Annotated in this window: 12 protein-coding genes; 8 read left to right on the forward strand and 4 right to left on the reverse strand. The window is 73.2% G+C overall.

The window, feature by feature from the left end:
* Positions 1–69: 69 nt before the first annotated feature.
* Positions 70–1,149 (reverse strand): mechanosensitive ion channel family protein, encoded by a 1,080-nt coding sequence (locus ACZ6JY_RS01565; protein ID WP_469191111.1) that lies wholly within the window; start codon positions 1,147–1,149, stop codon positions 70–72.
* Positions 1,150–1,475: 326 nt separating this feature from the next.
* Here ACZ6JY_RS01565 and ACZ6JY_RS01570 point away from each other — a divergent pair, with 326 nt between their 5' ends.
* On the forward strand, positions 1,476–2,012 hold the full coding sequence (locus tag ACZ6JY_RS01570) for an HNH endonuclease (RefSeq protein WP_150184145.1): 537 nt from the start codon (positions 1,476–1,478) through the stop codon (positions 2,010–2,012).
* 146 nt (positions 2,013–2,158) lie between these two features.
* Here the strand turns inward: ACZ6JY_RS01570 and ACZ6JY_RS01575 are convergent, their stop codons facing one another.
* Positions 2,159–5,173, reverse strand: coding sequence for a beta-N-acetylglucosaminidase domain-containing protein (locus ACZ6JY_RS01575; protein WP_469191113.1), 3,015 nt, complete (start codon positions 5,171–5,173; stop codon positions 2,159–2,161).
* A 502-nt stretch (positions 5,174–5,675) separates the two neighbouring features.
* Here ACZ6JY_RS01575 and ACZ6JY_RS01580 point away from each other — a divergent pair.
* From ACZ6JY_RS01580 to ACZ6JY_RS01590, 3 genes are read left to right on the forward strand one after another with little or no spacing between them, the layout of a single operon-like run.
* Positions 5,676–5,996, forward strand: a complete 321-nt coding sequence (locus ACZ6JY_RS01580) for a hypothetical protein (RefSeq protein WP_469191115.1) — start codon at positions 5,676–5,678, stop codon at positions 5,994–5,996.
* Positions 5,996–8,122, forward strand: a complete 2,127-nt coding sequence (gene malQ, locus ACZ6JY_RS01585; RefSeq protein ID WP_469191117.1) for a 4-alpha-glucanotransferase — start codon at positions 5,996–5,998, stop codon at positions 8,120–8,122. The genes ACZ6JY_RS01580 and malQ overlap by 1 nt, the downstream gene beginning before the upstream one ends.
* 20 nt (positions 8,123–8,142) lie before the next feature.
* Positions 8,143–8,382, forward strand: a complete 240-nt coding sequence (locus tag ACZ6JY_RS01590; RefSeq protein ID WP_469191119.1) for a hypothetical protein — start codon at positions 8,143–8,145, stop codon at positions 8,380–8,382.
* 133 nt (positions 8,383–8,515) lie between these two features.
* Here the strand turns inward: ACZ6JY_RS01590 and ACZ6JY_RS01595 are convergent, their stop codons facing one another.
* A complete protein-coding gene (locus tag ACZ6JY_RS01595; protein ID WP_469191121.1) occupies positions 8,516–9,127 on the reverse strand; it encodes a TetR/AcrR family transcriptional regulator in 612 nt (203 codons plus the stop codon).
* A gap of 99 nt (positions 9,128–9,226) precedes the next feature.
* On the opposite strand from ACZ6JY_RS01595, the gene ACZ6JY_RS01600 reads away from it, so the two are divergent.
* The 3 genes from ACZ6JY_RS01600 (at position 9,227) to ACZ6JY_RS01610 (ending at position 12,859) form a co-directional block, all read left to right on the forward strand.
* On the forward strand, positions 9,227–10,753 hold the full coding sequence (locus ACZ6JY_RS01600; protein WP_469191123.1) for an FAD-dependent monooxygenase: 1,527 nt from the start codon (positions 9,227–9,229) through the stop codon (positions 10,751–10,753).
* A 239-nt stretch (positions 10,754–10,992) separates the two neighbouring features.
* The gene (locus ACZ6JY_RS01605) at positions 10,993–11,856 is read left to right on the forward strand and encodes a DMT family transporter (RefSeq protein ID WP_469191897.1); all 864 of its coding nucleotides are present in this window, start codon (positions 10,993–10,995) and stop codon (positions 11,854–11,856) included.
* Between the two features lie 49 nt (positions 11,857–11,905).
* Positions 11,906–12,859: a LysR family transcriptional regulator gene (locus ACZ6JY_RS01610; RefSeq protein WP_469191125.1), complete on the forward strand. Its 954-nt coding sequence runs from the start codon at positions 11,906–11,908 to the stop codon at positions 12,857–12,859.
* A 77-nt stretch (positions 12,860–12,936) separates the two neighbouring features.
* Here ACZ6JY_RS01610 and pepN read toward each other — a convergent pair whose 3' ends face one another.
* The gene (gene pepN / locus ACZ6JY_RS01615; RefSeq protein WP_469191127.1) at positions 12,937–15,501 is read right to left on the reverse strand and encodes an aminopeptidase N; all 2,565 of its coding nucleotides are present in this window, start codon (positions 15,499–15,501) and stop codon (positions 12,937–12,939) included.
* Between the two features lie 215 nt (positions 15,502–15,716).
* Here pepN and ACZ6JY_RS01620 point away from each other — a divergent pair, with 215 nt between their 5' ends.
* Positions 15,717–16,943: an FAD-dependent monooxygenase gene (locus ACZ6JY_RS01620; RefSeq protein WP_469191129.1), complete on the forward strand. Its 1,227-nt coding sequence runs from the start codon at positions 15,717–15,719 to the stop codon at positions 16,941–16,943.
* The last annotated feature ends 161 nt before the right edge of the window (positions 16,944–17,104 follow it).

The following is a 17,104-nucleotide window of genomic DNA, read 5'->3' on the forward strand; positions in this document are numbered from 1 at the left end:
TACGCGGAGTGGGATCGCGCCGTCGCCGAGAAGGTGCGACGCGAATGGCGCCAGCCGTGCGAGAACGGACTACTTCGCCAGGTTCGGCGGTGGGGTGATCGGTGCGGTGGCCAGGGACTGCGGGGACGTGGCCGAGGCGTAGGCCGAGGGGGCCGCCACGCCTGCCGAGGGGTCGGCGGCGTTCTCGGCCACCGCCACCGGCAGGCCGCCCACGATGCGGATGCCCGCCTCGTCGAAGGCGCGCTTGATGCGCCACCGCAGCTCCCGCTCGACCCCAAGCGACTGGCCCGGCATCGTCCGGGCCGAGACGCGGACCACCATCGAGTCGAGCAGCACGCTGTCCAGGCCGAGGATCTCCACCGGGCCCCACAGTCGCTCGTTCCACGGCTCGTCCTTCGCGATGGCCTCGCCGACCTCGGCCAGCGTGGCCCTGACCTTGTCCAGGTCCTCGTCGGGGCGGACCGTCACGTCGACGCCGGCCGTGGACCAGCCCTGGGAGAGGTTGCCGATGCGCTTGACCTCGCCGTTGCGGACGTACCAGATCTCGCCGTTGTCGCCGCGCAGCTTCGTGACGCGCAGGCCGACCTCGATCACCTCGCCGGAGGCGACACCCGCGTCGATCGAGTCCCCGACGCCGTACTGGTCCTCCAGGATCATGAAGACGCCGGAGAGGAAGTCCGTGACGAGGTTCCGCGCGCCGAAGCCGATCGCGACGCCCGCGACACCCGCCGAGGCGAGCAGCGGGGCGAGGTTGATCTCGAAGGTGCCGAGCACCATCAGGGCAGCGGTGCCGAGGATCAGGAACGACGCCACCGAGCGCAGCACGGAACCGATGGCCTGCGAGCGCTGGCGGCGCCGCTCGACGTTGACCAGGAGACCGCCGAGCGCCGTGCCGTCCACGGCCTGCGCCGTGCGGTTCATGCGGTCGATCAGCTTGGTGATGGCCCGGCGGACCAGGATGCGCAGAGTGATCGCTATCGCCACGATGAGCACGATGCGCAGGCCGATGCCGAGCCACGCGGACCAGTTCTGCTCGACCCAGCTCGCCGCGTTCGTGGCGCTCTCCTGGGCGTCCTCGAAGGTGGGTGGCTTCGGCGATGGCGTGTCGTCCGGGTTCGCTCCGGCTGCCGAAAGGGCGGACAAGAGCACGGCAGGTACCTCCAGGAATAGCGGCCTGCCCGGCGAACGAAGAGCGATCAACAGCGATCAACGATGAGCCGGGGGGAACCGGGCAGACCCACCACACTAACGGGGCATCGTGTGTGGATCGTTGTGATGTTCGAAGGAGGAGGGCGGGAGAGACGGTGTTCACCTGGGAAAGAAGGAAGTGACGCATCATCGCCGGACGACCTGTGGTCGAAAACACTTCAAGGCCGTTACCGGCACATGGTGGCGCTTCGACCAGGCATGAGGGGAGACTGGCAGCAGATCGTCCCGGCGCGAGCCACGCGCCGCCGGCGTACAAGGAGGCATCCGTGCCGCATGTCCTGGTCCTCAACGCGTCGTACGAGCCGCTCGGCGTCGTACCGCTCCGCCGCGCGCTCGTCCTCGTCCTGGAGAACAAGGCTCTCTGCCTCGAGGAATCCGGCGCCTTCATGCACAGTGCCACCCGCACCGTCCCCGCACCCAGCGTGGTCCGCCTCAAGCGGTTCGTACGGGTTCCCTACCGCGGCCCCGTTCCGCTGACCAGACGGGCGCTGTTCGCCCGCGACGGCGGTCGGTGCATGTACTGCGGTGGCGTCGCAACCAGCGTCGACCACGTCATCCCCAAGAGCCGAGGCGGCCAGCACGCCTGGGACAACGTGGTGGCTTCCTGCCGCCGCTGCAACCACGTCAAGGCCGACCGGCACCTCATGGAGCTCGGCTGGCGGCTGCGGCACAAGCCCGCGCCGCCCTCGGGCCTCGCGTGGCGCATCATCGGGACCGGACATAGGGATCCGCGCTGGCTGCCGTATTTGCAGCCGTTCGGCGCGGACGACGCGATGGCTCGGATCGATGGCATTTCTGCCTAGCAAACGATCCGGGCCATTGTTGTGAGGACGTAGAAGCAGGAGTACGTACCTAGGTACGCGCGCGTGGACCGCATCCACGCGCGCGTGCGCGTTCACCGGCGCGCGCGTGCGCGTTCACCCGTGCCCCACGCGCGCGTACGCGTCCGCTAGTCCTCCGCCACCGCGTACGCCTCCACCGACCAGAGCGAGTAGCCGAACCGCGTGGCGCGCTCGTCGCCCTGGACGCGGATGTAACGCGTGTCACGCGCGTCCATGCGGATCGCCTCGCGACCGCCCCTGCCGTCCTTCACGGTCGCCGCCGTGCGCCAGGTCTTGCCGTCGGCGGACGTCTGTACGCGGTAGCCGGCGGCGTAGGCGTCCTGCCAGCGCAGTACGACCTGGCCGAGCCTGACCGGCTCCGCCAGCTCGGTCTGCCACCACGCGCCGTCCTCCACGGGTGAGGACCAGCGGGTCTTCGGGTCGCCGTCGTTGGCGGCCGACGCGGGGAAGTCCTTCGTCTCGTCGCCCGAGGACGTCGCCCGCGCGCCGCGTGCCACGTCCGGGCCCGCCGTACGCGGGTAGGCGCGCACCGAGACCGTGCGGGTCTCGTCGCCGAAGGTCAGCGGGATGTCGTACGTCCCCGCGCGCGTGCCCGCCTTGACGGTGATGTCGACCGGCACCTCGACCTGCGTGCCGCGCGGCAGCGTGGACTCCTCGGGCAGCCGCACCTGGATGCCCTTCGGGGCCTTGGCCGTGAGTTTGCCCCGTATGTCCGCGGGGCGCTGGGCGAGCAGCTTGGCCGTGACGCGCAGGGAATCGCCGCCGATCTCCGCGTCCGCCTCGGTGCGGGCCAGCGAGAGGCGGGCCTCGGGGGCGTCGGCGTACCAGGGGACGAGGTGGCGGACGGTGCCGTCGGTGAGGGTGGTGCGCACGGCGTCGGCGCGCAGCCCCTTGCCCGCGGCGCCGGCGGCCCCCTGCTCGCCACGCTCCTTCGTACGCTCCTTCGAGAGGTCGACCTCGGTGAAGCCGCTCTTCGAGAGCGTGCCGATCCGCCGCCAGCCCTCGCCCGGCACATGCGCCTCGACACTGCCCTCGGTGCCGGGGTCGGTGAGCGCCGTCACCGCGGCCAGCGTGTGCGTACCGCCGAACCGTGCCGTCGCGCGGTCCGATGCCCGCTCGCTGTCGGTGCCCGCCCAGCTCGCGTACGCCTTCTGGGCCCGCGTCAGGAACGGGTCGAGCACGCCTTCGCCGACGGTCACCCGGCCGTCCTTCAGCTCCTTGCGCAGCCCCGTCAGCTTGCGCGAGGCACGCCAGGCGGCGGCCCCGTCACCGGCGGACTGGGCGCGCAGCATGTCGACGGCGGTCTCACCGGCCTCGCCGTAGGTGCCGAGCTTGTCGATCCAGGGCCGGACCTCGTCGTCGAGGGCGCTGTCGGCGAGCCGTCGCGGCGCCTCACGCATGACGCCGAACGCCGCACGCAGGGCCTTGGCCGACTTCTCGGTCCTGGCCCGGTCCGTCGTCGTACGGGCCTGCCACAGGTCCCGCATGAGAGGGCGCAGATACGCGGACTCGTCGGCGCCGAGCACGGACGATGCGTCGTTGCCCGCGAGGGCCCGCAGCGCGCCCCGCACCTCGGGGTCGCCGCCCGCGAGGTCGTCGATGGCGGCGAGCCAGGACTCGTGGGGGCGGTAGGCGCGGGGGTTCCAGGCGTAGTCGGCGGCGGTGAAGAGCGGGATGCGGGAGGCCGATGGCTGCTCCATGGCGTTGCCGAGGAGGGCGGCCGAACCGGTGGCGACGGCGGGCTCACGGCCGGTGTAGGGGCCGAGGAAGATGCGGTCCTGCGCGAAGTCGTTGACGGGGTAGTTGTCCATCGTGACCAGCGAGTGCGGGCCGAAGGCCTCCTTGGCGCCCGCGAGTTCGCGCCCGGTGATGGTCTTGGGGACCACTCCCACGCCGGTCCACGCCACCTGGACGCGGTGGTCGAGGTCGTCCGAGAGGGCCGCGCGGTACTCCGTCGTGCCCCGCTGGAAGTACTCGGTCGGCATCAAGGAGAGCGGCTCCGCGCCCGGGTGGCGCTCGGCGAGGTGCGCGGCGACGGCGTTGGCCACCCGGGCCTGCGCCTTAGCGGCGGCCTTCGGGCCCCTGCCGAACGTCTCGGCGTCCCGCTCGCAGTGCCACTCGCTGTAGCTGACGTCCTGGAACTGGAGCTGGAAGGCGCGCACGCCGAGCGCCCACATCGCGTCCATCTTGCGGGTGAGGTCCTTGACGTCCCGGTCCGAGGACATGCACATGGCCTGGCCGGGCGCGACGGCCCAGGCGAGCGTGACGTGGTTGGCCTTCGCCCGCTCGGCGAGGGCGCGGAAGTCGGCGCGCTGCCCGGCCGGGTAGGGCTCGCGCCAGCGGGCCTGGCGGTAGAGGTCGTCGCCGGGGGCGTAGAGGTAGCGGTTCTGCTTCGTGCGGCCCAGGAAGTCGAGCTGGGCGAGGCGCTGGGCGCGGGTCCACGGGGTGCCGTAGAAGCCCTCGGTCAGGCCGCGCACGGCCGTGCCGGGCCAGTCCCTGATCCGTACGCCCGGGATCGTGCGGGTCTTCGCCGCGGTCAACTGCCGCAAGGTCTGCACGCCGTGGAAGAGGCCGTCGTCGCCGGTTCCGTCGAGGGCGACGGTGTCCCGGCCACCGACGCGGCCGACGGCCAGGCGGTAGCCGCCCGACGGCAGGTCGGCCCGGTCGCGGGCGCCGAGGGAGCGCAGGGCCCGGTCGGCGCCCGAGCCGCCGGCCCGCACGACGAGGGTGCTGCCCGCGGGCAGCGGGTCGCCGTCGCGGACCTCGGTGACGCGCTGGACGCCGGCGTCGCTCAGCAGGGCGCGCAGCGCCTTCAGGGCGTACGTGTCGGAGCCCGCGCGCTCGCTCCGGGCGCCGTCGGCGGCGCTGGTCACGAGGACCACGTGGTCCCCCACGGTGACGGCGCTTCCGGCGGCGTCCATCGTCTGGGGGCGCGGCCAGACGGGCGGCAGCCCCGACTCGGCCTTGCGGTCGCCGCCGTCGCTCCCGGGGGAGGCGTCGGGGGAGGTGGCGGGGGCGCCGGGCACCCCCGGGGCCGCGAGCGCGCCGGGGGCGCCGCCGAGGGCGCCCGCGATGACGGCGACCGCGATGGCGGCCGCGCCCTGCCTGCGCCGCAGTTGCACGGTCGCTCCCTGTTTCCTGTGGACCCAGTGGCCCCTGACGTCACATGTGGCAGTGAGCCCACCACTGACGCGGCTGGGGTGTCAACGGGAGGAGGTGTACGAGGGGTGATTCTTCGCGGAACCCGCGCGAATGCGAGCCGGGGGCCAGGGCGAGCGGCGGCTCCCGCGACGGGTAAGCGGTGGCTCCCGCGGCGGGCAAGCGGTGGCTCCCGCAGTGGGCGGACGGCGGCTTCCGCGGCGGCCGGACGGCGGCTTCCGCGGGGTGTCGCGGCGGCTTCGGCGGGGCCCCCGAGGCTCTGGCCCCGTTCTCCGGGCGGTGCACGATTTCCCGGCGGAGGTGCCGTCCTCGCTTGATCTTCCGGGGTGAGCCGGGTCACGGGAAGAACAACTCCCGCGCCGGGAACCTGACGTGACCAGCGTCACGTTGATACAACGTATACGTCTGCGGCCCCGCGTATTGGGTAGGGCTGCCGTGAACTGCCCCCTGACAAGGAGCTCACACGTGGCCGCTTCAGCCAATCTTCTGCTCGACGCCCTCTCCAAACAGGTGCCCGGGCCGGTCTCCGGACAGGTGCCCCGGCAGTCGTCGGGACCCGACTGGGCCCGGGTGACAGGACCGGACTCGGCGCAGCTCTCCGGACCCGACTCGGGCCTGGACGGATCCTGCTCCTGCGGCTGCTTCGAGCCGCCCCTGACCAGCGAGCCCCCGCTCGCCGACGCCGCGCCGCTCACCAGCGAGCCGCCCCTCGCCGACGCCGCGCATCTGACCAGCGAGCCCACCTCCACCGGCATGGCCGCGAGCCTGGACTACATGGGAGTCTGATGGCCCTGCCCCGGCTGGCCGCTTCGTACGGCGTGGCCACCTCCTACTCCCCGTCCCCGGGCCGCACGGTCCCGGCCGCCGACACCGCGGTGATCGCCGCCCTCGCCGCGCTCGGCGTGGACGGGAGCACCCCCGACGCGGTCTCCGCCGCCCTCGCCGCGCGCGAGGCGGAGCTGTCCGGGCGTCTGCTCCCGCCGACCGTGGTGGCCTGGACGGACGGCGCGCCGTCCGCCGCCCCCTGCTTCGCGGAGCTGCCGAAGGGCACGCGTGTGCGGGTCGAGGCGGAGCAGGGCGGGACGCACGAGTGGGTGGCCGGGTGCGGCTCGGGCCCACCGCTGCCGCCGGGCGTGCACACCCTCCACGTACGCGGTCCCGACGGGCGCGAGGCCAGGGCGCATCTCATCGCCGCCCCACGCCGGATCAAGACCCCGGAGCGCCGCGCGCACGGCCTCCTGGTCCAGCTCTACTCCCTGCTGTCCCACCGCTCCTGGGGCATGGGCGACCTCGGCGACCTGGCCGAGCTCGCCGCCTGGTCGGGCCACGCCCTGGACGTCGGTTTCCTCCAGGTCAATCCGCTGCACGCGGCCGTGCCGAGCCCGCGGGAAGGGCCGGGCGGCGACCCCTCTCCGTACCGCCCCTCCTCCCGCCGCTTCCCCGACCCGGTGCATCTGCGCGTCCAGGCCGTCCCGGAGTTCGCGGAGCTGCGGGGCGCCGCCCGGGAGCGGGCCGAGGAGCTGTGCCGCCGGGCCGACGGGCTGCGCGAGGGGGTCGTCGAGCGGGGCGAGCTGATCGACCGTGACGCGGTCTGGGCCCTCAAGCGCGAAGCGCTCGAACTGCTCGCCGAAGTCCCCGTCGGCCCCGGCCGCTGCGCCGCCTACAGCGCCTTCCTCGCCGAGCAGGGCCCGGCCCTCGAAGACCACGCCACGTGGTATGCCCTCGCGGAGGTCTACGGCCCCGACTGGCACTCCTGGCCCGCCGCGCTGCGCGACCCGGCATCGGCCGCGACCACCCGCGCGCGGCGCGAGCTCCTCGACCGCGTCGACTTCCACTGCCGCCTCGCCTGGCTCACCGACACACAACTGGCCACCGCCCAGCGCACCGCCCGCGAGGCGGGCATGGACATCGGCCTGGTGCACGACCTGGCGGTCGGCGTGCACCCCGGCGGCGCCGACGCCTGGGCCCAGCAGCGGCACTTCGCCCGGCGCATGTCGGTCGGCGCGCCGCCGGACGCGTTCAACGCGCGCGGCCAGGACTGGGGCCTGCCGCCCTGGCGCCCCGACCGCCTCGCCGAGTCGGGGTACGCCCCGTACCGCGCCCTGCTCCGCGGCCTCCTGCGCCACGCGGGCGCCCTGCGGATCGACCACGTCATGGGCCTGTTCCGGCTCTGGTGGGTCCCCGAGGGCCACGACCCCACCATGGGGACCTACGTGCACTACGACGCCGAGGCGATGCTCGCGGTGCTCGCCCTTGAGGCCGGCCGCGCGGACGCCCTCGTCATCGGCGAGGACCTCGGGACCGTCGAGCCCGGCGTCCGGGAGACCCTGCGGGAGCACGGCGTCCTCGGCACATCCGTGCTCTGGTTCGAGCGGGACTGGGAGGGCACGGGCCGCCCGCTGCCCGCCGAGCGGTGGCGCGCCGACTGCGTCGCCACCGCCACCACGCACGATCTGCCCCCGACCGCCGCCCGCCTCACCGGCGAGCACGTCCAACTGCGCCACGATCTGGGGCTGCTGGCCCGCCCGCTCGCCGAGGAGCAGGGGGAGGCCGCCGCCGACGTCCGTGAGTGGCTCGGGCTGCTCTCCCGGCTCGGCATGCTGCCGGGCGGCGTGGGCTGCGAGGAGGACGAGATCCGCGCCGTGCACCGCTTCCTGCTCGCCACCCCGGCCCGCATGGTCGGCATCTGGCTGCCGGACGCCGTCGGCGACCGCCGCCCGCAGAATCTGCCGGGCACCTGGGACGAGTATCCCAACTGGCGGCTGCCGATCGCCGACGCCACCGGACGCCCCGTCACCCTGGAGGACCTCGCGGCTTCCCCGCGGCTGCACGCGCTCCTCGCGGTGTTCCGCGAAGCCGCGCGGGACGACGCGAAGACCCGTACGGCACCCCCGGGCGCGCATCCCGTTTAGGAGTTCGCTACGTTTGCACCGTGGACAAGAAGAACGCTCTGCGCGCCGGCGCCCTGGCTTCCGGCACGACGCTGATGATGCTGCTCATGTCGTCCCCCGCGCTCGCGAACATGCGGGACGACGGCGACGACCCGGGCCCCGGCCTGAGCGTCATCGACACGCTCGGTCTCTATGTCGCGGCCCCCATCGTGCTGTTCCTGGTCATCGCGGGCCTCGTGATGGTCGGCGACAAGACGCGCAAGCAGCACAAGCAGGGCTGACGCGCCGACGCGGGACCCGGTCCCGCGCCGTCACGACTTCCGCGCCGAGGGCGCCCCTCACCGACATACGTACGCCGTGTCGCGTACGCCATCGGCGAGGGGCGCCCTCGGCGCGCTCTGTTCCCGGCGGGGGCTACGGCTGTTCGGCCGTCAGATAGCGCTGGAGCGTCGGCGCCAGCCACCGCGTGACCTCCTCGCGCGTGAGTGCGACCGACGGCGGGAACCGCAGGACGTACCGGGTCAGCGCGAGGCCGAGCACCTGCGCCGCGCAGAGCGCCGCCCGCGCCGGCGCCTCGGCCGGAACGGGGCAGACCGCACGGGCGACCGGCAGCAACTGCTCCTCGAAGATGGCCCGCATGCGTTCGGCGCCCGGCTGGTTGGTGAGCGCCACGCGGAGCAGCGCGGTGAGCACGTCCCCGTCCTCCCACATGTCCAGGAAGTGCGTCACGAGGACCCGCCCGACGTCCTCGCGCGGCACCCGCGTGAAGTCCGGCATCCGCAGGTCGGCGGAGGTGGCGGCGGCGAAGAGCCCCTCCTTGTTGCCGTAGTAGCGCATCACCATCGACGGGTCGATGCGCGCGTCCCTGGCGATGGCGCGGATCGTCGCGCGCTCGTACCCGTCCGCCGCGAACCGTTCCCGGGCCGCCGCGAGGATTCCGGCGCGGGTGGCGTCGGAGCGGCGGGGGGAGTCGGAACGGCTGGCGGGCGTGTCGGCCGAGGGGGTGGCGGGGGCTTTTCCGGTCATGCCAACAAACGTAGGCCAACATGTGTTGACAGTCCAGAAGTGGCGGTCCTACATTGCCAACAGGCGTTGACCAACAAGCGTTGGCATCAGGAGGCAGTCATGAACGGCACGACTGGGGACAAGAGCACCACCGCCGGGCACGCGCAGGACATCGACCGCACCGTCGTCGTCGTGGGCGCGGGCCCCACCGGCCTGCTGCTCGCCGGTGACCTGGCCGCCGCGGGCGTCGACGTCACCCTCGTCGAGAAGCGGCCGCACGGCATCAGCAACCTCTCCCGCGCGCTGGTCGTGCACGCCCGCACCCTGGAGCAGCTCGACGCCCGCGGCCTCGCCGACGAGCTGGAGGCCGCGGGGGAGCCGCTCGACAAGCTGCGCCTCTTCGGCCGCCTGACCCTCGACCTCACCGGCCTGCCCTCCCGCTTCCGGCACGTCTTGGTGCTGCCGCAGTACGAGGTCGAGCGGGCCCTGGAGCGGCGTGCGGTGAAGGGTGGGGTGCGCTTCGTGTACGAGACCGAGGTCGTCGGGCTCACCCAGGGCGCGGACGGCGTACGGCTCGACGTGCGCGACGCCGACGGCGGCTCCCGCACCCTCACGGCCGCCTACGTCGTCGGCGCCGACGGGATGCGCAGCGGCGTGCGCGAGGCGGTCGGGCTGCCCTTCCCCGGCAGGTCCGTCATCCGCTCGCTGGTCCTCGCCGACGTCAAGCTCGCCGAGCGGCCGCCGGCCCGGCTGACCGTCGACACGGTCGGCGACGCCTTCGCCTTCATCGCCCCCTTCGCCGACGGCTACCACCGCGTCGTCGGCTGGGACCGCTCGCGGAACGTCCCCGACAGCGACCCGCTCGACCTCGACGAGGTCAAGGACATCGTCCGGCAGGCGCTCGGGCGCGACTTCGGGATGCACGACGCCCGCTGGATGTCCCGCTTCCACAGCGACGAGCGGCAGGCGCCCGCGTACCGCGTGGGCCGGGTCTTCCTCGCCGGGGACGCCGCGCACGTCCACTCCCCGGCCGGCGGCCAGGGTATGAACACCGGTCTCCAGGACGCCGCGAACCTGAGCTGGAAGCTGGTCGCCGCCGTCACGGGACGGGCGCCGGAAGGGCTGCTCGACACCTACCAGGCCGAGCGGCACCCGGTCGGCAAGGCGGTCCTGCGCAGCAGTGGCGGCCTCGTCAGGCTCGCGATGGCCAAGCGGCCGTGGACCCGGGCGGTGCGTGCCGGGCTCGCCGCCCTCCTCGGCCGGGTGGGTCCCGCGCGCGCCAAAATGACCGGTCAGATCACCGGCATCGGCATCTCGTACCGTGCCCCGAGGGGCTCCCACCGCCTGGTCGGACGCCGGGCGCCGGACATCGCGTTGGCGGACGGGCGGCTCTACGAAGCCCTGCGCGCGGGCGAGTTCGTGCTGGTCACGCCGCGGGGCGTGACGTTCGGGGCGGGCCGGGCGGTGGCGGCGCACTGGTCGAGCGCCCGCCGCACGACGCTCCTCGTCCGGCCCGACGGTTACGTGGCGTGGGCCGCGGAGGAGGCGGACGCGGGGGCCGTCGAGGCGGCGCTGACGGAGTGGGGATGCGGGACGAATGCCGGGCGTGAGGGATCGTCGAGCGACGAAACGTTCGCTTCTGCTTAAGAGAGCAGGCGTAAAGTTTCGATGGACCTGATGGGTGGCTCGCTGTCACGGTAGTCCCGCAACGCACTCGACGTCCCCGCCGCGACGTGGCGGGGAAGACAGGCAAGGGATACCCAGTGACAGTCCTGGACCGGACGCCCCCTCACCACGCCGACCCATCCGCGAAGGCCGCACCGTCCGCGAAGTCCGCACCGTCCGAGAAGGGTGACCCGTCCCAGAAGGGCGGCGCGGCCCGTCCCATCGGGGTCGGCCTCGCCCTCGCGGCACTCGCCACGGTCGTCTGGTCCGGCAGCTTCGTCACCTCGCGGGCGCTGCACGACAGCGTGCCGCCCGTCCAGCACGCGTTCTGGCGCTGGGTCATCGCCATCGCGGCCGTGGCGCCCTTCGCGGTACGGGAGACCTGGCGGCAACGGCGGCTGCTCCGCGAACACCTGCGCTTCCTGCTGCTCGCCTCCCTGCTGGGCGTCACCGTCTACAACACCCTGGTGAACCAGGCGGGCACGACCACCACCGCGGGCAACATGGGCATGATCATGGCCGCCTCGCCCGTCCTGATGGCCGTCCACGAACGCGTCGGCGGCACCCGGCTCGGGGCGCGCCGCGTGACCGGCATGACCATCGCCTGCGCCGGCGTCCTGCTCCTGGTCAGCAAGGGCTCCCTCGCCATGGACTTCGCGGCCGGCGACCTGTGGATCATCGCGGGGGCGCTCTCCTTCGGCTCCTACAGCGTGCTCCTCAAGCGCAGGCCCGCGGAGATCGGCGGACTGCCCTTCCTCCTCTCGACGTTCGTGCTCGGCACGCTGATGCTGCTGCCGGTGTTCGTGGCCAGCTACGCCGTCCAGGGCGGCTTCACGCCGACCGTCGCCACCGTCTCCCCGCTCCTGTACGTGGGCGTGGTCTCCTCGGCGGTGGCCTTCTTCGCCTGGAACAAGGCCATCTCGGTCATCGGCGCCGCCCGTGCCGGTGTCGTCTACTACCTCCAGCCCGTCTGCGTCGCCCTGCTCTCCTTCGCGCTGCTCGGCGAGGCGATGGGGTGGCTCCAGGTGCTCTGCATGGGCCTGATCCTCGGCGGGGTCGTGCTCGGCTCGGCCCGCGCCAAGTAGGGCGCGGCCGGTGGGATCGGCCCCTGTGGACAGTCGGTACGTTGACCCCATGAGCGAGTGGGACATCAAGAAACTGCAGATCCTGCGTACGTTGAGCGAGCGGGGCACCGTCACGGCGACGGCCGGGACGCTCCAGATGACGCCGTCCGCGGTCTCCCAGCAGTTGTCCAACCTCGCCAAGCAGCTCGGCGTGCCGCTCCTCGAAGCCCATGGACGCCGGGTCAGGCTCACCGACGCCGCGCACCTCGTGCTGCGGCACGCGGAAGCGGTCTTCGCGCAACTGGAGCGGGCGGACGCGGAGTTGGCCGCGTATGCGCACGGCGAGGCGGGTCAGGTGCGGGTCGGGGCCTTCTCCACAGCCGTGCCCGCGCTCGTCGTGCCCGCGGTGCGGGCGCTGCGGTCGGCGGCGCCGGGCATCTCGGTGCGGGTACGGGAGGCCGAGGCGGCGGAGGCGTACGAGCTCCTCGCGGCGGGGGAGGTCGACGTGGCGCTGTCCCTCGCGGTGCAGGCGCCCGCATCGCCCGACGCCGACACGCGCTTCACCCGGGAGTCGCTGGTCGCCGACCCGCTGGACGTGGCGCTGCCCGCGGACCATCCGCTGGCGGCGGCCGAGGGGCTGCGCCTCGCCGGTCTGGCGGGGGAGCCGTGGATCTTCGGGGGCAGCGGGCCGTGGTCCGAGATCACGCGGGCGGCCTGCGAGGGTGCGGGGTTCAGCCCTGAGCAGGCGCATTCCGCCTCCGGCTGGACGGCGATCCTCGCGATGGTGGAGGCGGGGATGGGCGTGGCCCTGGTGCCGCGGATGGCGGCGGTCCGGCGGGACGGGGTCGTGATGCGGGACCTCGCAGCGGACCGGCCCCGGCGGCATGTGATCGCCGCGGTGCGGAAGGGCGCCGCCGGGGGAGCGGCCGTGGCCCGGGTCCTGGCGGAGCTCCGGGAAGCGGGCCGAGCCCCGGCTCCTCCGGAGCGGTCGGCCGCTCCCGGGGGCACCGGAAACCGGGGGTAACGGGCGGGAACGCCGCTGCCCCGCCCCCGGCCCCGAAGCGCCGGGCGAGGAGACCGCTCCCCCCGCCCGGCCGAGGGCTAGTCCGCCGACTGGGCCCGCAGGGCGCGCTCGACGCCCGCGCGGGACTCCGTGATCAGGCGGCGCAGGGCCGCGGAGGGGTTCTCCGCGGCGAGCCACGCGTCCGTGGCGTCCAGCGTCGCCCGGGAGACCTGGAGCGCGGGGTAGAGCCCGATGGCGATCTGCTGCGCCATCTCGTGGGAGCGCGAGTCCCACGCCCCCTTGACCGCCGCGAAGTACTTCTCCGTGTACGGCGCGAGCAGCTCCCGCTGGTCCGTCTGGACGAAGCCGCCGATCACCGCCTCCTGGATCGCGTTCGGCAGCGTGTCGGAGTCGATGACCGAGGCCCAGGCCGCGGCCTTGGCCTCCGCGGTGGGCCGCGCGGCCCGTGCGGAAGCCGCGTGACGCTCGCCCGCGGCGGTCTTGTCCCGCTCAAGCTCCGCCGCGATCCCCGCCTCGTCGAGACGTCCCGTCGCCGCGAGGCGGTTCACGAACGCCCAGCGCAGCTCCGTGTCCACGGCCAGGCCCTTGATGGACTCCGTGCCGGAGAGGAGCCCCTCAAGGAGCGAGAGTTCCGCGTCCGTACGAGCCGTCGCAGCGAAGGCCCGCGCCCACGCGAGCTGATGGTCGCTGCCGGGCTGCGCGGAGCGCAGGTGGGAGAGGGTCTCCTCGGTCCAGCGGGTCAGCGCGGCCGTACGGTTCGCGGGCGCCGCGTACAGGTCGAGCGCCAGCTTCACCTGCCGGTGCAGCGACTGGACGACGCCGATGTCGGACTCCTTGCCGATGCCGGAGAGGACCAGCGAAAGATAGTCCCGCGTCGGCAGTTCCGCGTCCCGCGTCATGTCCCACGCCGACGCCCAGCACAGCGCCCGCGGCAGCGACGCCTCGAAGTCACCGATGTGGTCCGTGACGAACGCCAGGGACTCGGCGTCCAGGCGGACCTTCGCGTACGAGAGGTCGTCGTCGTTCAGCAGGATCACCGCCGGACGGCGCTTGCCGACCAGCGCGTCCACGGCCGTCAGCTCGCCGTCCACGTCCAGCTCCACGCGGTCCGTGCGCAGCAGCTTGCCGGTCGCCTCGTCCAGGTCGTACAGGCCGATCGCGATCCGGTGCGGCCGCAGCGTCGGCTCGCCCTTGGCGCCCGCGGGCAGGGCGGGGGCCTCCTGCTTGACCGCGAAGGACGTGATGACACCGGAGGTGTCGACGTCCACGACGGGGCGCAGCACGTTGATGCCGGCGGTCTCCAGCCACTTCTTCGACCAGGTCTTCAGGTCGCGCCCGCTGGTCTCCTCAAGGGCGCCGAGCAGGTCGGACAGGCGCGTGTTGCCGAACGCGTGCGCCTTGAAATAGGCCTGCACGCCCCGGAAGAACTCGTCCATCCCGACATAGGCGACGAGCTGCTTGAGCACCGACGCGCCCTTGGCGTACGTGATGCCGTCGAAGTTGACGAGCACGTCGTCCAGGTCGCGGATGTCCGCCATGATCGGGTGCGTCGACGGAAGCTGGTCCTGGCGGTACGCCCACGTCTTCATGGAGTTGGCGAACGTCGTCCACGAGTGCGGCCAGCGCGAGCCCTCCGCGTACGCCTGGCAGGCGATGGACGTGTACGTGGCGAACGACTCGTTCAGCCAGAGGTCGTTCCACCACTCCATCGTCACGAGGTCGCCGAACCACATGTGGGCCAGCTCGTGGAGGATGGTCTCCGCGCGCGTCTCGTACGCCGCGTCCGTCACCTTCGAGCGGAACACGTACTGGTCGCGGATGGTGACCGCACCCGCGTTCTCCATCGCCCCCGCGTTGAACTCCGGCACGAAGAGCTGGTCGTACTTGGCGAAGGGGTAGGCGTAGTCGAACTTCTCCTGGAACCAGTCGAAGCCCTGCCGTGTCACCTCGAAGATCGCGTCCGAGTCGAGGAACTCCGCCAGCGAGGGGCGGCAGTAGATGCCGAGCGGCACCGACTGGCCGTTCGGACCCTCGTACGAGGAGTGCACCGAGTGGTACGGGCCGACGATCAGGGCGGTGATGTACGAGGAGATGCGCGGCGTCGGCTCGAAGTGCCAGACGTCGTCCTTGGGCTCGGGCGTCGGCGAGTTCGAGATCACCGTCCAGCCCGTGGGCGCCTTCACGGTGAACCGGAAGGTGGCCTTCAGGTCCGGCTGCTCGAAGGAGGCGAAGACGCGGCGGGCGTCGGGCACCTCGAACTGCGTGTAGAGGTATGCCTGCTGGTCGACCGGGTCGACGAAGCGGTGCAGGCCCTCACCGGTGTTGGTGTAGTCGCAGTCGGCGACGACCCGCAGCTCGTTGGCGCCCGCCTGAAGGTGCCTCAGCGCGATGCGCGAGTCGCGGAACACCGCGGCCACCTCAAGGGCGTGACCGTTCAGGACGACCTCGTGGACCGCGGGGGCCACCAGGTCGATGAAGGTCTCCGCGCCCGCCTCCGCGGAGTCGAAGCGCACGGTGGTCACGGACCGGTAGGTGCCTCCCTCCTGCGCTCCGGACAGATCGAGGTCGATCTCGTACGAGTCGACGGTGAGCAGCTTCGCCCGCTGCTGCGCCTCTTCGCGGGTCAGATTGGTGCCGGGCACGCGGTCATCTCCTCGGGTACGACGGGTGGGATCTCGGGGATCTCGCGGATCCCGGTGGTGTGGACCCCTGGGTCCAAGCGGGTGCACTTGTGGTGTTTCCGGCCATCCTTCCATGCGGGTTCGCCTGGCCGCCCGGCCCATTGTTCTCCCCCTGCCGGTCCCGCTACGCTCCGCGCGTCCGCAGGGGACCACCGGGACCACAGGGGGCGGCGGCCATGATCGACGTACTGGTGGCGGGTGCCGGCACCGGCGGGCTCACGGCCGCCCTGAGCCTGCACGCGGCGGGCATCGGCGTACGTGTGGTGGACGCGGTCGACGAGCCGCGGCCCGACGGCGTCGGGGTGGCCCTCATGCCGTACGCGGTGGGCGAGTTGACGCAGCTCGGGCTCGGCGGTGAGCTGGCGGGGACCGCGGTGGCGCCCGAGGCCGCGGTCTACTTCGACCGGCACGGCGACCGGCTCCGCGGCGAGCCGTGCGGTCTCGCGCTCGGCCACCCCTGGCCGCAGTACTCGCTGCGCCGCGGGGCCCTGCGGCTCATGCTCCTGGAAGCCGTCCGCGCCCGGCTCGGCGACCATGCCGTGCAGACGGGGACCGCCTTCGTACGCCTCGCCGAGCGCGAGGGGGCCGGGCTGCGCGTGATCCTGCGGGATGTGGCGCGGGGCCGGGAGTACGGGGTGCGGGCGCGGGCCCTCGTGGGGGCGGACGGGCTGCATTCCGCGGTGCGGGCCACGCTGCACCCCGGCGAGGGGCCGCCGCTGTGGAGCGGCGTCCGCATGTGGCGCGGGGTCACGGAATGGCATCCCGTGCTCGGCGGGCGGACGGTCGTGGTGGCGGGCGACGACTCCGCGAAGCTCGTCGTCCAGCCGGTGTCGCGGGGGGCGGGGGAGCGGGGGCGGTCACTGCTGAGCTGGGTGGCGGAGGTCCGGTTCCCCCCGGCGCACCACCAGGCCGTCGCCGGGCCCGCCGACTGGAACCGTTCCGGGCGGCTCTCGGACGTCCTGCCGCACTTCGCCGGGTGGCGGGTGGCGGAACTCGACGTGCCGGCGCTGCTCGCCGGTACCCGGCAGATCCTGGAGTGCCCGATGGTGGACCGGGAGCCGCTGTCGCGGTGGGGGCGGGGGCCCGTGACGCTGCTCGGGGACGCGGCGCATCCCGTGTACCCCGTGTACCCCGTGGGCTCGGAGAGCGGCTCCCAGGCGGTCCTCGACGCGCGGGTGCTCGCGCAGTGCCTGGCGTACGCGGGGCCCGACCGGGAGGCGGGACTGCGGCATTACGAGGACGTGCGGGGGGCGGCGGCCAACGCGGTGGTCCTCGCGGCGAGGGCTGGCCCCTGGGCCTCTGGGCGGTCCTTGCCCCTGCCTTCGGCCTGGCGCGGGGATCCCGGCTCGGCCGATCACCGCCTGCGCCGAGCTCGTCCTCAATCGCCGGACGAGCTTTCGTAGGCGGTGGCCTTGGACCCGGTGTCTTGGCTCGCCTCATCGCCGGCTGCGCCTGGCTCGTCCTCAATCGCCGGACGGGCTCAGAGAGGCCTGGTCTTGCTCCGGGCTCGTTCTCAAGCGCCGGACGGGCTCACTGGAGTCGTCGTCCGAAAACCGCCAGCGCC

This window comes from Streptomyces sp. NPDC046335 (genome assembly GCF_055587985.1).

Excerpts from the sequence above, each read along its gene's own strand:
- ACZ6JY_RS01595 (WP_469191121.1), bottom strand. The coding sequence starts at position 9,127 with ATGACCGGAAAAGCCCCCGCCACCCCCTCGGCCGACACGCCCGCCAGC.
- ACZ6JY_RS01620 (WP_469191129.1), top strand. The coding sequence starts at position 15,717 with ATGATCGACGTACTGGTGGCGGGTGCCGGCACCGGCGGGCTCACGGCC.
- ACZ6JY_RS01600 (WP_469191123.1), top strand. The coding sequence starts at position 9,227 with ATGAACGGCACGACTGGGGACAAGAGCACCACCGCCGGGCACGCGCAG.
- ACZ6JY_RS01610 (WP_469191125.1), top strand. The coding sequence starts at position 11,906 with ATGAGCGAGTGGGACATCAAGAAACTGCAGATCCTGCGTACGTTGAGC.
- malQ (WP_469191117.1), top strand. The coding sequence starts at position 5,996 with ATGGCCCTGCCCCGGCTGGCCGCTTCGTACGGCGTGGCCACCTCCTAC.